The 14,313-nt window shown below is 65.0% G+C and carries 9 protein-coding genes; 1 reads left to right on the forward strand and 8 read right to left on the reverse strand.

Going from position 1 to position 14,313, the window contains the following annotated elements; all coding sequences use genetic code 11:
* Nucleotides 1-59 precede the first annotated feature (59 nt).
* The 3 genes from ntrC to glnA all read right to left on the reverse strand — a co-directional run bounded on the left by ntrC (nt 60) and on the right by glnA (nt 4,393).
* Nucleotides 60-1,643 (reverse strand): nitrogen regulation protein NR(I), encoded by a 1,584-nt coding sequence (gene ntrC / locus PWP93_RS07270; protein ID WP_421023686.1) that lies wholly within the window; start codon nt 1,641-1,643, stop codon nt 60-62.
* Nucleotides 1,644-1,693: 50 nt separating this feature from the next.
* A complete protein-coding gene (glnL, locus tag PWP93_RS07275) occupies nt 1,694-2,836 on the reverse strand; it encodes a nitrogen regulation protein NR(II) (RefSeq protein ID WP_421043968.1) in 1,143 nt (380 codons plus the stop codon).
* A 141-nt stretch (nt 2,837-2,977) separates the two neighbouring features.
* On the reverse strand, nt 2,978-4,393 hold the full coding sequence (glnA, locus tag PWP93_RS07280) for a type I glutamate--ammonia ligase (protein WP_421023684.1): 1,416 nt from the start codon (nt 4,391-4,393) through the stop codon (nt 2,978-2,980).
* 466 nt (nt 4,394-4,859) lie between these two features.
* Between glnA and PWP93_RS07285 the strand changes: the two genes are divergently transcribed.
* A complete protein-coding gene (locus tag PWP93_RS07285; protein ID WP_421043969.1) occupies nt 4,860-5,324 on the forward strand; it encodes a rhodanese-like domain-containing protein in 465 nt (154 codons plus the stop codon).
* A gap of 180 nt (nt 5,325-5,504) precedes the next feature.
* Here the strand turns inward: PWP93_RS07285 and PWP93_RS07290 are convergent, their stop codons facing one another.
* From PWP93_RS07290 to hrpA, 5 genes are all read right to left on the reverse strand, one after another.
* Nucleotides 5,505-6,341 carry a competence/damage-inducible protein A gene (locus PWP93_RS07290; RefSeq protein WP_421043970.1) on the reverse strand — a complete coding sequence of 279 codons (837 nt, stop codon included), beginning with the start codon at nt 6,339-6,341 and terminating at the stop codon, nt 5,505-5,507.
* Nucleotides 6,342-6,440: 99 nt separating this feature from the next.
* A complete protein-coding gene (locus tag PWP93_RS07295; protein ID WP_421043971.1) occupies nt 6,441-7,274 on the reverse strand; it encodes an EI24 domain-containing protein in 834 nt (277 codons plus the stop codon).
* Nucleotides 7,275-7,405: 131 nt separating this feature from the next.
* Nucleotides 7,406-8,434 carry a sterol desaturase family protein gene (locus PWP93_RS07300; protein WP_421043972.1) on the reverse strand — a complete coding sequence of 343 codons (1,029 nt, stop codon included), beginning with the start codon at nt 8,432-8,434 and terminating at the stop codon, nt 7,406-7,408.
* A 69-nt stretch (nt 8,435-8,503) separates the two neighbouring features.
* Nucleotides 8,504-9,535 carry a beta-propeller fold lactonase family protein gene (locus PWP93_RS07305; RefSeq protein WP_421043973.1) on the reverse strand — a complete coding sequence of 344 codons (1,032 nt, stop codon included), beginning with the start codon at nt 9,533-9,535 and terminating at the stop codon, nt 8,504-8,506.
* Nucleotides 9,536-9,636: 101 nt separating this feature from the next.
* Nucleotides 9,637-14,295 (reverse strand): ATP-dependent RNA helicase HrpA, encoded by a 4,659-nt coding sequence (gene hrpA / locus PWP93_RS07310; RefSeq protein WP_421043974.1) that lies wholly within the window; start codon nt 14,293-14,295, stop codon nt 9,637-9,639.
* Nucleotides 14,296-14,313: the final 18 nt, after the last annotated feature.

The raw sequence follows: 14,313 nt of genomic DNA on the forward strand, positions 1-14,313 counted from the left end.
TGCGGGACGGCCCGTGCGGGACGGCGCAAGCCGCCCGCCGCGCACGGTTCATGCCGCGCTCATTCGAGGTCGAGTTCCTGGATCTTGCGCGTGATGGTGTTGCGGCCGATGCCGAGGCGCTCGGCGGCCTCGACCTTGCGGCCGCGCGTATAGTCGAGCGCTTCGCGAATCACCGCGGCTTCGAAGCGCCGCGAGAGTTCGTCCATGACGCCTGCACTGTTCTCGCGCAGCAAGCGCGCGACTTCGGTGCGCAAGCCGCTTTCCCAAACGCCCACCGGTGGCGCCGCAGCACCATTGCTGGTCGCCGGATGCACAGCCGGCATGCCGCCGCTTGCGCCCGGCATGCCTGCGAAACCCGCGGCACCGGCAACACCCGCTGGAGCGGTCAGCGCGCTCTCGCCCCCCGCGAGCGGCATCCCCACCGGAACCGTGGCCGCCGTGGCTTCGCCTGACGCGCCAGCATGCGTGCCGTCGGTTGCCGCGGCATGCACTGGCACCAGATCGGGCGGCAGGTCCTTGATCTCGATGGTCTGCGCGGGCGCCATCACCGTGAGCCAGTTCGCGAGGTTTTCGAGCTGGCGCACATTGCCTGGAAACGCCAGCGACGACATATACGCCAGCGCCTCGTCGGACACGCGCTTGGGCTCGACGCCGAGTTCGCGCGCACTCTTCTGCAAAAAATGGCGCGTGAGCAGCGGAATGTCCTCGCTGCGCTCGCGCAGCGCCGGCAAGCGCAGGCGAATCACGTTGAGGCGGTGATACAAGTCCTCGCGGAACAGCCCCTGGCGCACGCGCGTTTCCAGGTTCTGGTGCGTAGCAGCGATCACGCGCACGTTCGCGCGCAACGGGTTGTGGCCGCCTACACGATAAAACTGCCCATCGGAGAGCACGCGCAACAGGCGCGTCTGCAAGTCGAACGGCATATCGCCGATTTCGTCGAGAAACAGCGTGCCGTTCTCGGCCTGCTCGAAGCGGCCCTGACGCATCGCCTGCGCCCCCGTGAACGCGCCGCGCTCGTGGCCAAACAATTCGGATTCCAGAAGATCCTTGGGGATGGCGGCAGTGTTCAGCGCGATGAACGGACCGTTCGCGCGTGGGCTATGGCGGTGCAACGCGCGCGCGACCAGCTCCTTTCCGGTGCCGGACTCGCCAGTGATGAGCACGGTGGCCGCCGAATGCGAGAGGCGGCCAATGGCGCGAAACATGTCCTGCATCGCAGGCGCCTGGCCCAGCATCTCGGGCGCCTCGGCGGGACGCTCGTCCCAATGATGCTCGCCGCGCATGCTCTCGTCCACGGCGCGGCGGATCAGCTCGACGGCCTTGGCCACGTCGAAGGGCTTGGCGAGATACTCGAACGCGCCGCCCTGGAACGCGGCCACCGCGCTGTCGAGGTCGGAGAACGCGGTCATGATGATGACGGGCAGGCCCGGCAAGCGCTCGCGCACGGTCTGCAGCAATTCGAGGCCCGAGCCGCCCGGCATGCGAATGTCGGAGACGAGCACCTGCGGGCTGTCGTGTTCGAGCGCGCTCGCGGCGTCGCGCACGTTCGAGAAGCTGCGGGTCGCGAAATTCTCGCGCGCCAAGGCTTTTTCGAGCACCCAGCGTATCGATTGGTCGTCGTCTACTATCCAGATCGGCTTCATAAGGTCGGTCAGAAGTCCTGGTGGCTTGCGATGGAAGTAATGGCGGTGAATCAGTTGTCGAGCGGCAGCAGGATCTGAAACTCCGTGTGGCCCGGCCGGCTTTCCACTTCGATCAAACCGTCATGCTGCTGAACGAAGGTCTGCGCAAGCGTGAGCCCGAGACCGCTGCCATCCTCGCGTCCGGAGACGAGCGGATAAAAAATGCGGTCGCGGATCTCCTCGGGAATGCCGGGTCCGTTATCGATGACATGCAAGTCCAGTGCCAGCTTGCACAGGCGCTTGGAAATCGTGACTTTGCGCGCGATGCGCGTGCGCAGCTCGATGCGCGCGTCGCCCTGCGAAATCCGCTCGCGCAACGCCTGCGCCGCATTGCGCACGATGTTCAGCAGTGCCTGGATCAGCTGCTCCTTGTCGCCGCGCAGGTCGGGCACGCTCACGTCGTAGTCGCGCTCGATCGTGAGGCCACGCGGAAACTCGGCGAGAATCACGGCACGCACACGCTCGCACACTTCGTGAACGTTCACGTCGCCGACGATATGCGGATGCCGGTGCGGCTCGAGCAGCCGGTCGACGAGCGTTTGCAGCCGGTCCGACTCCTTGATGACGACCTGCGTGTACTCGCGCAGCTCGTCGCGACCGAGCGTGCCGAGCTCGAATTCGAGCAACTGCGCCGCGCCGCGAATGCCGCCGAGCGGATTCTTGATCTCGTGCGCGAGATTGCGGATCAAATGCTTGTTGACGGTCGCAAGGTCGTGAATGCGCTCCTCGCGATCGCTCTTGAGATGGCGCTCGTTTTCGAACAGCTCGAGCAGCACGTAGTCAGGCGCGCTCTCGAGAAAACCGACGATCGCGTGCACGTGCAGCGCCTCGCGGCCCGGACGCTCGAGCGCGGCGTCGAGGCGCGTCGCATGAAAGCGATGCGCAGCGATCGACGCGATCGTTTCGAGCAGTTCATCCGCGTTGGAGAAAAGATCGGACCACGCCATCTGCGCGAGCTGGCGCCGCGAAAGATCGAGCATCGCCTCGGCCGTGGGGTTCGCGAACGCCACGCGCAAGGTGCGCTTGTCGAGCACGAGCACGACGGTGGGCAGCGCCTCGAAGCCGGGCAACAGCCCCGACTCCACGAGCGCCGTCTCGTCCGAGAGCGGCTCCGCATGACCCTTCCTTGCCTTGATCAGATTCTTGAGCACCATGTCGCAGGCCGGCTTTCAGTCCGGCTTTTAGTCCATTCGAGGCCAACGAAAAAGGGACGGCAGCACCGTCCCTTTGTGATCGATCGCCGCTATCGAAAACGCGCTACGCTGCATTGCGGCTCGCGTAGCGCGTTGCGTCGATTACAGCGAGTAGTACAGTTCGAACTCGACCGGGTGCGTGGTCATGCGCACGCGCTGGAGCTCGCCTTCCTTCAGCTCGAGGTAGGCGTCGAGCATCGAATCCGTGAACACGCCACCGCGCGTCAGGAACTCGCGATCCTTGTCGAGCGCTTCGAGTGCCTGGTCGAGGCCCGCGCAGACGGTCGGGATCTTTGCATCCTCTTCCGGCGGCAGGTCGTACAGGTTCTTGTCTGCAGCTTCACCCGGGTGGATCTTGTTCTGCACGCCATCCAGACCCGCCATCATCAGTGCCGAGAAGCACAGGTACGGGTTGGCCAGCGGATCCGGGAAGCGCGTTTCGATACGGCGTCCCTTAGGATTGCTCACGTGCGGAATGCGGATCGAAGCCGAACGGTTGCGTGCCGAGTAAGCGAGCTTGACCGGCGCTTCGAAGTGCGGAACCAGACGCTTGTACGAGTTCGTGCCCGGGTTCGTGATGGCGTTCAGCGCGCGAGCGTGCTTGATGATGCCGCCAATGTAGAACAGCGCGAATTCCGAGAGGCCTGCGTAGCCGTTGCCTGCGAACAGGTTCTGGCCATCCTTCCAGATCGACTGGTGAACGTGCATGCCCGAACCGTTGTCGCCAACGATCGGCTTCGGCATGAACGTGGCCGTCTTGCCGTACGTATGCGCGACGTTGTGGATGATGTACTTCATCTGCTGCGTCCAGTCGGCGCGCTGAACCAGCGTCGAGAACTTCGTGCCGATTTCGTTCTGGCCCTGGCCCGCCACTTCGTGGTGGTGCACTTCGACCGGAATGCCGATCTGTTCGAGCAGCAGACACATTTCCGAGCGCATGTCCTGGAACGTGTCGACCGGCGCGACCGGGAAGTAGCCACCCTTCACGCCCGGACGGTGACCCGGGTTGCCGCCTTCCATTTCGCGCGACGACGACCACGGTGCTTCATCCGAGCCGATCTTGACGAAGGTGCCCGACATGTCCGTGTTCCACTGGACCGAGTCGAAAATGAAGAACTCGGGTTCCGGACCGAAGAAGGCCGTGTCGCCGAGGCCCGTGCTCTTCAGGTACGCTTCGGCGCGCTTGGCGAGCGAGCGCGGGTCGCGCTCGTAGCCCTTGCCGTCTGCCGGCTCGACCACGTCGCAGGTGAGGACCAGCGTGGACTCTTCGTAGAACGGGTCGATGAACGCGGTGTTCGCATCCGGAACGAGCAGCATGTCCGAGGCTTCGATGCCCTTCCAGCCGGCGATCGACGAACCGTCAAACGCATGGCCCGACTCGAACTTGTCTTCGTCGAAATGCGACAGCGGGACCGAGACGTGTTGCTCCTTGCCGCGCGTGTCCGTGAAGCGGAAGTCGACAAACTTGACGTCTTCGTCCTTGACGAGTTGCATGACGTCGGCCACGGATTTGCTCATAACCTTTTCTCCTGATTAACGATTTCGGCGAACGTTGCCGCCGTGCCAATTCTGTTGATCCACACCGCTGTGAATCGATCGTGACATATAAAGCAGCTTCTGTGCCAGTTTTTCACCCTACCTGAGCAAACCCAATGCGGGCAGGCACCGGAAGCGAAACGGCGCGCGCCGCAAACGTGCCGGCGCCACAAACCACCCGGTGACTCGCACCAAACTCGTGCATCCCCAGATTTGGCGCATGAAACACACTCCATTATGGTGCATAAAAATTTCTACGCACCAATTCGATGCGAAACTGCCGGTGCGATAAATCGCACGCACCGGACACGCGCATGCGAAGCCGGTGCATCAAGGCCCTGCCGGCCCGCCAGCCCTCATTGGCGCGCCACGAACGCCCGCTTCCTGCACCATGCAGCGCGCTAGAATAATCCTTTGGTCCAACACGAGAAATAGGAGATCTGCTGTCATGAGTACGCTCGAACAGTTGTACGCCCAAGCCGAAAAGCGCCGCGTCGAGAGCCAGTTGCCCTACGCGGGCGCGGTCTCGCCCGCCGAGGCGTTCGAGCTTCTGCAACTCGATGCGCGCGTGAAACTCGTCGACGTGCGCACGCGCGCCGAACTCGATTGGGTCGGCCGCCCCGTGGTGGGCGACGGCCAGTATGCCCATGTCGAGTGGACGCGCTATCCCGGCGGCGTGCCCAACGCCGAATTCATCGCCCAGCTCAAGAGCGTCGCCGATCCCGACGCACCTGTGCTGTTCCTCTGCCGCAGCGCCGCGCGCTCGAAGCTCGCGGCCATCGAAGCCGCCAAGGCCGGCTTCACGCATGCGTACGACTTGCTGGAAGGCTTCGAGGGCGACAAGAACAGCGAGGGACATCGCAAGACGGTCACGGGCTGGTGCTTCCGCGGCCTGCCCTGGCTGGGCGCCTGATGCCAAAGCGGCGCGCCGTGCCGGAATCAACCGGGTTTGGGCGGATTTGACTGGCACAAACCCGGCTGATCACTTTGAGCGCCCCATGTGACACGCCGATGATGGACACGCACGCCCCGAAGCGCCAGCCCGGGATCATGCGAATCTCGCGCAGGAACTCGCCGTGGCCGGCGTTAGCGGTTAGTGGCGCGACGCAGCACTCTGGATCTTGGCCGGCTCGGGCGGCTCCACGATGTCGCCGCCCAGCAGATGCACGCCTTCGCGCAGTTTCACGAACGCTGCCGCGACGGCCTCCGGCTCCCCTTTCACGCCCAGATCGATATGCCGGCGCGCATAAACGCCGCCGCGCTCCGTGTCGCCCACGCTCGGCAGACTGAACACGCGCACGCCCGGGAAATCATGCTCGATGCGCTCCATGAGCGGCGTGAGCGTCGACTCCGGCAACTCGAACACGAGCAGCGACTTCTCCGCGTGCGGCATCTGATGATGCAAATGCGCGTACTTCGTATCGAGCACCCATTCGATCATCGGCCAGGCCATCACCGGAAAGCCCGGCACGAAATGATGGTCGCGAATCGAAAAGCCCGGGATCTTGTTGTAGCCGTTCGGGATGATCTCGCAGCCCAGCGGGAACGCGCCCATCTGGAAGCGGTGCTGGTTCTCGAGCGAATCGAAGTCGACCGGACCGGCACCCGAGTGCATGTCGCGGATACGCTCGCGGATCGCGGCCTCCGCGTCAGGATGCAGCGCGAGGGGCACGCCGAGCGCAGCCGCTGCGCACTGGCGCGTATGGTCGTCGGGCGTCGCACCGATGCCGCCCGTGGAAAACACGATGTCGCCTGACGCGAACGAGCGCTCGAACGTCGCCGTGATGCGCGCCGGGTCGTCGCCGACATATTCGGCCCACTCGAGCGCGAGGCCGCGCGTGCCGAGCAGTTCGATGATTTTCGGCAGATGCTTGTCGCTGCGGCGGCCCGAGAGAATCTCGTCGCCGATGATGATGACGCCAAATGCCATGAATGACCTCGTCGTGATTCGTTGTAGTGCGTCGTGGTTTGTCGTAATTCTTCGCAAGCGCGGGAGTCGGGAGCAGCAGGCTCCCGTGCGGATTCAGTTTTAGTGTGTGACGGTCACATCATGCCCCGTCTGCCGTGTTTGCGCCGCGCGCAGACGCTGAAGCGCGTGCAGGCAGTAGTGGCCGAACCAGAGTGCCGTGAACACCAGAATGAACGCATAGATCCACACAGTCGCCATGGCCACGAACGGGAAAAACAGCAGCAGCCACGCAGAGGCGATCCAGATCGCCGTGGGCAGCGAGCTGAGCAGGCCGCTCGCCACACCGATCGCGAGCAGCGGCAGCCGGTACCGGCGCACGAGCTCGCGCCGCTCCTCAGCGCTGGCGTGCAGCGCGAGCGCGTCATAGGTCATCACGCGATAGGTCAGCCAGCCCCACAACAGCGGCGGCACCAGCGCGAAGAACGGCGGAAAGAACCAGAACGGCAGCGAGACGCACAGCAGCACGATGCAAATCACCGTGGTCCAGAGCGAATGAAGCAGGCTGCCGTACCAGCTGCCGCCACGCCGCTCCTCCAGCGTCGAGTACTGCCGGGCCGAGAGATAGCGGATCACGCGCGGCATCGAAATCGCAACGATCAGCAGCAGCACTGTAATGACGATGAGCGGAACCGACAGCACGATCACCACGAATGGTCCGATCATGTTGCGCAGCGCGCCATAGCCGAGCAGGTCGAACAGACGGTAGAGATACGCAGTGGCCCACCAATGTTCGAGCGCTGGACGCAACGCATCGACGAGCGGTTGCCAGAACGCATAGAGCAGGCCGCCCCACACTCCCGCCGCCACGAGAAACGGCACGAAGGTGAGAAACAGCATCGAGGGATGGAACGCGCCCACCAGTGCGCGCCCGAACGAGCGCAACAGATCGTTCATGCGAGGAGGAAAACAGCGGTCAGACGAGCAAGCATCGCGAGGCCCATGGGTTCGGTGCGTCAAATCGACAGCATAAACCACGGCGCGACGGGCCGTCCAAAGTCGTGAAGTATCACGAAGTACCGATTGGATCAGGCGGCGCTGGCGTCGTCGCGCGTATCGCCCTTAGTACGCCGCTGCGCCGCGAGCCGCCGCGCGATGCGCCGGAACGCGAGCCCCTGCTGCGCCCAGAAACCCTCGCCGTAGCGTTCGCCTTCGAGCTGATCGCGGATCCCGGTGGGCTCGATTTCGCGATTGAACGAAGCACTGCCGAACATCATGTCCCACCACGGAAACAGCACGCCGAAATTGCAGCCATAGGTCGTGCCCTCGTGCCCATAGCCGATGGCGTGATGGCGGCGGTGAAAGCGCGGGCTCACGACGAGCCGCTCGCCGAGCCAGCCGAAGTGCCAGCGAATATTGGCGTGCTGCACGTTCTGCACGAAGTTCGTGAGCGCGACGAGCACGACGAACTGTGCGGGCGGCACGCCAATGACCAGCGCAATCGCGGCGAACATGCAGGACTGTCCCAGCACGTCCAGCAGGTGATTGCGGTTATCGCACCAGAACGACATCTTGCGCTGGCTGTGATGGACCGCATGCAGCTCCCACCAGATGCCGAAGCGGTGCGAAAAACGGTGATACCAGTAGCCGAAGAAGTCGAGAACGATCAGATAGATCGCGAACGTGACGAGCGGCACGGTCGTCACGCCGGGCCAAAGATTGTCGATGTCGACGCTCATCACGCCGTGCAGGCGCAACCAGCTCTGCGCGCGGTCGAAAACCGGCTGCAGCGCGAAAAAGAACAGCAGATTGAAGATGCCCAGACGCGTGATCCAGGTATAGACGGCATCCACGCCCACGCTCTTGCGGTCGCGCCATTGCTCCGCCGGCACGAGCGCTTCGAGCGGCCGCAGGATCACGTACATCGCGCCGATCTCCAGCACGCCGACGATCACCCAGTAAAGCGCGTCGAACGTGTCCTCGTCCACGTCCATGAGGCCCGCGTAAAAGAGCAGCGGCTGCAGGACCTTGACGTACGCGAGCGTCTGGAGCCACGACACGAGGTCGTCGGCGCCAGACACGGCCCAATGCACGCAGGAGTTCAGAAAGGCTGGCATGTGCGGCGGCGAATCATCTACGAAACACGACTAGAGGCACGGGCAGAAGCGCCCGGGAAACCACGTAAATCAGGCGCCATTGGGCGACATGACCGGCGCACGGTCATAGAAGTAAATGCCATGGGGCGAGCGCCCCACCGGAATCGTCTTGATGAGCTTCTTCGTCTGCATGTCGATCACGCCAATGTGCTTGGCGAAGCGGAACGTCACCCACAGATAGCGCTTGTCGGCGGTGAGCTCCATGTCGTCGGGTCCCGGCAGCAGGCCGTTGATCTCGCCCACTTTCTCGAGTGACTCTTCGTCGATGATGCTGATGACATTCGACACGCGGCTCGACACCAGCACGTGGCGGCCATCCACCATCGAGCGGAAGTTGTGCGCCGCCTTGCCCACCTGAATCGTCTTGACGACCTTCTGGTTGCGCCAGTCCACCACCGCGACGTAGTCGGCGCCCGTCATGCCGACGAGCAGGTATTTCTCGCCGGGCGTGAGCCACAGGCCCGCAGGCGCCGCGCCCACCTTCATCTTCCAGAGCACGCGCTGGGTGGGCAGGTCGACCGCCGCGATCTCGCCCGACACCTGCAGCGAAACGAACACGGTATTGTTGTCCTTCGTGAACGCGAGGTGGCTCGGCATGGCCGAGAGCGGCAGGCGCTTGGCGAGCGTGAAATTGCCGGCGCCGCCGTAGTGATAAATATCGAGACGGTCGAGCCGCAAGCCCGTGGTCACGAACCACTTGTTGTCGGGCGAGAAGCCGAGTTGATACGGGTCCTCGATATTCTCGATCCAGCGCTGCGGCTTGCCCGTCTTCGGATCGACGAACAGCAGGTTGTTCGACACCGAATTCGCGACGATGAGCGAGCTGTTGTCCGGCGTCGGGAACAGGTGGTGCGGCTCTTTGCCGGTGGGCACGGTGCCGACGACCTCGTGGGTCTTGTCGTCGATGAGGCTCAGCGTGGCCTCGCCCGAATTCAGCACGATGATGTTGTTGGCGCGCGCCGCGGTTGCGCCAATGCCCGCGAACGCGGCGCAGGCCAGCGCCGCGCAGGCGCCCTTCACGAGGAGGCGGCCCGCGGCGCGGCCAAAAGATTGATTACGCATGGAGAGTGGTTCCCGGACTGGTTCGTGATTGTAGAACGTCTACCTTCCTGCAAGGTTGACGTTGGGCCGATGAAATGCGACAGCACGCCGCGCCCAGACTTTCAGCGCAGCATCGACTCCCAGACCTTGTGCAGCCGCTTGACCGATACCGGCATGGGCGTGCGCAACTCCTGCGCGAACAGCGAGATGCGCAGTTCCTCGAGCAGCCAGCGGAACTCGGCCAGGCGCGGATCGAACACGCCGCCGCGCTGCGAAAGCGCGCGCTGATACTGCTGCGCGAGCGGCAGGAATTCGCTCGCCTGGCGCGCGTCGCGCGACGGGTCGGCGCGCAGCTTGTCGATGCGCAGCGCCACGCCCTTGAGATAGCGCGGGAAATGCACGAGCTGCGCGTACGGCGTCTCCAGAATGAAGCGCTTGCCGATGAGCGCATCGACCTGCGCCTGCATGTCCGCCGCCGGCGCGCCGAACGCCTTCGCCTGCACGAGCTTCTTCGCCAGCGACGCGTATTCGGCAAGGATCTGGCCCACCAGCCGCGCGATCTCCTGCGCGAGCAGCGAGAGACGGCCGCGCCCTTCGTCCTTGCGCGCGTGGAAGCTCGCCTCGTCGTCGGGCAGCGGGTCCTGCAGGCAGGCGCGATCGAGCGCGAGTTCGATCAGCTGGTCTCGCAATTCCTCCTGGGTAGCCCGCGCCATGAACTGCATGGCCATCTCGCGCAGCCCCGGCAGATTCTTCTCCATGTAGCGGATCGGCTCGCGCAGCTGCAGCGCGAACAGACGCCGCAGGCCTGCGCGATGGATGCGCGCGGCCTCTTCGGGCGAGTCGAACACTTCGACGTCGCAATGCGCGCCACGATCGACCAGCGCAGGATAGCCGAACAGCGTCTGGCCGCCCCGGCGGATCTCCAGCAGCTCGGGTAGCTTGCCGAAGTTCCACGTCGTGAGGTTCTCGTAGAGCGCGGTGGCCGGCGCCGCGTCGGTGGACGCAGGCGTGTGCGGCGCGTTGCCCTGCCGGGGTGCGCTCGCAGGCGCGTTGACGCCGGGCTGCGGCGCAGATTGCGAATCTTGCGCAGCGGTGCGCGGCTCCCCGCCCCCACGTGCCTCCAGCGCCGCCAGCGCGGTCGCGCTCGCGAGCTTCTGGAACTGCTGCTGCGCCTGCGCGCCGAGCTCGCTGCGCAGTTGCGCGAGATTGCGGCCCATCGCCAGCTGGCGACCGTGCTCGTCGATCACCTTGAAATTCATGAAAAGGTGCGCCGGCAGCAATTCGAGCTTGAAATCGGACGACTTCAGGGCCACCTGCTTCTGCTCTCTCACGTCGATGATGAGCGCCTCCACGAGCCCGCCCGCGCCAAAGCGCTCACCGCCCGCGCGCTCAGCGAAGCCCGCCGCGTATTCGGGCAGCGGCACGCAATGGCGGCGCAGCGTCTGCGGCAGCGACTTCAGCAGCAGATGCGCCTTCTCCTTGAGCATGCCCGGCACGAGCCATTCGCAGCGGCGCGCGTCGACCTGATTGAGCGCGTAGAGCGGCACCGCGAGCGTCACGCCATCGCGCGGCGAGCCCGGCTCGAAGTGATAGGTGAGCGCCATCGCCACGCCCGACATCGTCATGCGCTTCGGGAACAACTCGGTCGTCACGCCGGCGGCCTCGTGGCGCATCAGGTCGTCGCGAGAGAGGTAGAGCAGACGCAGCTTGTCTTCGGGCTCGCCGCTTTTTTTCACCTCGTCGCGATACCAGCGTTCGAACGATGCGCCCGAATAAATGCCCTCGGGAATCGCGTGATCGTAGAACGCGAAGATCAACTCGTCGTCGACCAGCACGTCCTGGCGGCGCGACTTGTGCTCGAGCTGCTCGATATCGGCGAGCAGCTTGCGGTTGTGCGCGAAGAACGCGAGCTTCGTGTCGAACTCGCCTTCCACCAGCGCGCCGCGAATGAAAAGTTCGCGCGCCCGCGCCGGATCCTGCTTGCCGAATGCCACGCGCCGGCGCTGATACACCGGCAGGCCATACAGCACACCGCGCTCGAATGCGCTCACCTGCGCCGCGCGCTTTTCCCAGTGCGGCTCGGAAAGCGACTTGCGCAACAGATGCGCGCCCACTTTTTCGAGCCATTCGGGCTCGATCCTCGCGATGCAGCGCGCGTACAGGCGGCTCGTCTCCACAAGCTCGGCGGCCACGACCCAGCGTCCCGCTTTCTTCACTAGCGCCGAGCCCGGCCACAGGTGGAACTTGATGCCGCGCGCTCCGAGATAATGGGGATCGTCGTCGGCTTTCAGGCCGATGTTGCCGAGCAGCCCGGTGAGCAGTGCGTGATGGATCTGCTCGTAGGTCGCGTCCGCTTCGTTGATGCGCCAGCCGTGCTCGCGCACCACCGTGAGCAGTTGCGAATGGACGTCGCGCCATTCGCGCAGACGCAGGTGCGAAAGGAAGTTCGCGCGGCACGAATCGACGAGTTGCTTGTTCGACTTCTTGTGTGCGACGGCCTCCTCGAACCAGGCCCAGATCTTGAGCCACTGAAGGAATTCGGAGCGCTCGTCGGCGAAGCGCCGATGCGCCTGGTCGGCCTGCTCTTGCGCCTCGATGGGCCGGTCGCGCGGGTCCTGCACCGAGAGCGCGCTCGCGATGATGAGCACTTCGCGCATGGCCTGCTCGTCGCGCGCGGCGAGAATCATGCGGCCCACGCGCGGATCGAGCGGCAGACGCGCGAGTTCGCGGCCCAGTGCCGTGAGCGCATTGTCGTCGTCGACGGCGCCAAGTTCATTGAGCAGCTGGTAGCCGTCGGCGATCGCGCGGCCCGGCGGCGGCTCGATGAACGGGAACGTCTCGATCGCCGTGAGGTGCAGCGATTTCATCCGCAGAATGACCGCCGCGAGCGACGAACGCAAAATTTCCGGATCGGAAAATTTTGGCCGCGAAAGGAAATCCTGCTCCTCATAGAGGCGGATACAGATGCCGTCCGCGACGCGGCCGCAGCGGCCGGCGCGCTGGTTCGCGGCGGCCTGCGAAATCGATTCGATCTGCAACTGCTCGACCTTGTTGCGGTACGAATAGCGCTTCACGCGCGCGAGGCCCGTATCGACCACGTAACGGATGCCAGGCACCGTGAGCGAGGTTTCCGCGACGTTGGTGGCCAGCACAATGCGGCGCGCGTTCGACGGCTTGAACACGCGCTCTTGCTCCTGCGCGGAAAGCCGCGCGAACAGCGGCAGAATTTCCGTGTGCGGCGGATGATGCTTGCGCAGCGCCTCGGCGGCGTCGCGAATCTCGCGCTCGCCGGGCAGGAACACGAGCACGTCACCGGAGCCCTCGCGGCACAGTTCGTCCACGGCGTCGACGATGGCTTCCATCAGGTCGCGATCCGTGTCCCGCTGTGATTTCGCGCCTTTTTCACGCCCTGTCGTGCCCTGTGCGGCTTTCACTGCCGGACTGTCTTCCTGCACGGGCCGATAGCGCACCTCGACGGGATAGAGCCGCCCGCTCACCTCGATCACGGGCGCCGGCTTCTCCTCGCTGCCGAAATGGCGCGCGAAGCGATCGGCGTCGATGGTCGCCGAGGTCACGATCAGCTTCAGATCCGGCCGGCGCGGCAGGATCTCTTTCAGGTAGCCGAGCAGAAAGTCGATGTTCAGGCTACGCTCGTGCGCCTCGTCGATGATGATCGTGTCGTAGGCCTTGAGCAGAGGATCGGTTTGCGTCTCGGCGAGCAGAATGCCGTCGGTCATGAGCTTCACCGACGCGCCCGGCGCAAGATTGTCCGTGAAGCGCACCTTGTAGCCGACCACTTCGCCAAACGGCGTGCCGAGTTCCTCGGCAATGCGGCGGCCCGTGGCCGACGCTGCAATCCGGCGCGGCTGCGTATGGCCGATGAGGCCGGTGCCGCCCGCGCCGCGCCCGCGCCCGAGCGAGAGCGCGATCTTCGGTAGCTGCGTGGTCTTGCCCGAGCCGGTCTCGCCGCTCACGATCACGACCTGGTTTTCGGCGATGGCGCGCGCGATCTCCTCGCGACGGCCCGAGACGGGCAGCGCTTCGGGGAACGTGATTGGCGGAATCGGATTCGGCGCGATGGGCGCGCGCGGTTCCCGCGGCTCACGCGATTCACGCGATTCACGCGGCGGGCGCTCGACGCGCGGCGCGCGCTCGCCTTCGCCTGCGGGACGCGATGCGTTTCCGGATTTCGGCGCGGCGGGCCCAGGCGCGGACGGCTGAGACACGGCCGGATGCTTCGGTTGTTTCGGTTGATTCGGCTGTTGCGCGCGCGGGGGCGGATTGCGCGGCGTCTGCGGTTGCGTCCGCACATCGCGCGGTTCGCCACGCCGCGCTGCGCGCCGATCGTTGCGCGACGCGCCCGGCTGCGCGGCCGGCTTGCTCTCGTTTCGATTTTCCGCGCGCGGTGCGGCTCGCGTTTGTGTTTGCGCTTGCGTCTGCGGTTGCGCGGATGTCTGCGGTTTTTCCTGCTGCGACTGGCCTTGTGCAGGCGTCTGTGCCTGGGACCTTGCTTGCGGTCGTGCCTGCGTTTGCGGCGCCGTCTGCGCTTGCGTTTGCCCTGCCTTCTGGCTGCCCTTGTCCACCGCCGTCTGCGCGCTCTTTTGCGGTTTGCCCGATCCACCGCCCACGAGCGCGGCGAGCCGGTCGGCCGACGCCAGCTTCGGTCCGTCGCCGTACTTCTGCGACGCGCGCTTTTCCTGCGCGCCGCCGTGCGCCGCGTCTTTCCCGCCGGGGGTGTTGCTGCCCTGCGCCGAGGCAGGTCTTTTGGGTACATTCGACATGGGGGCGCATTATAATCC

The organism is Paraburkholderia sp. A1RI-2L (assembly GCF_048957375.1).
Lineage (GTDB): Bacteria > Pseudomonadota > Gammaproteobacteria > Burkholderiales > Burkholderiaceae > Paraburkholderia.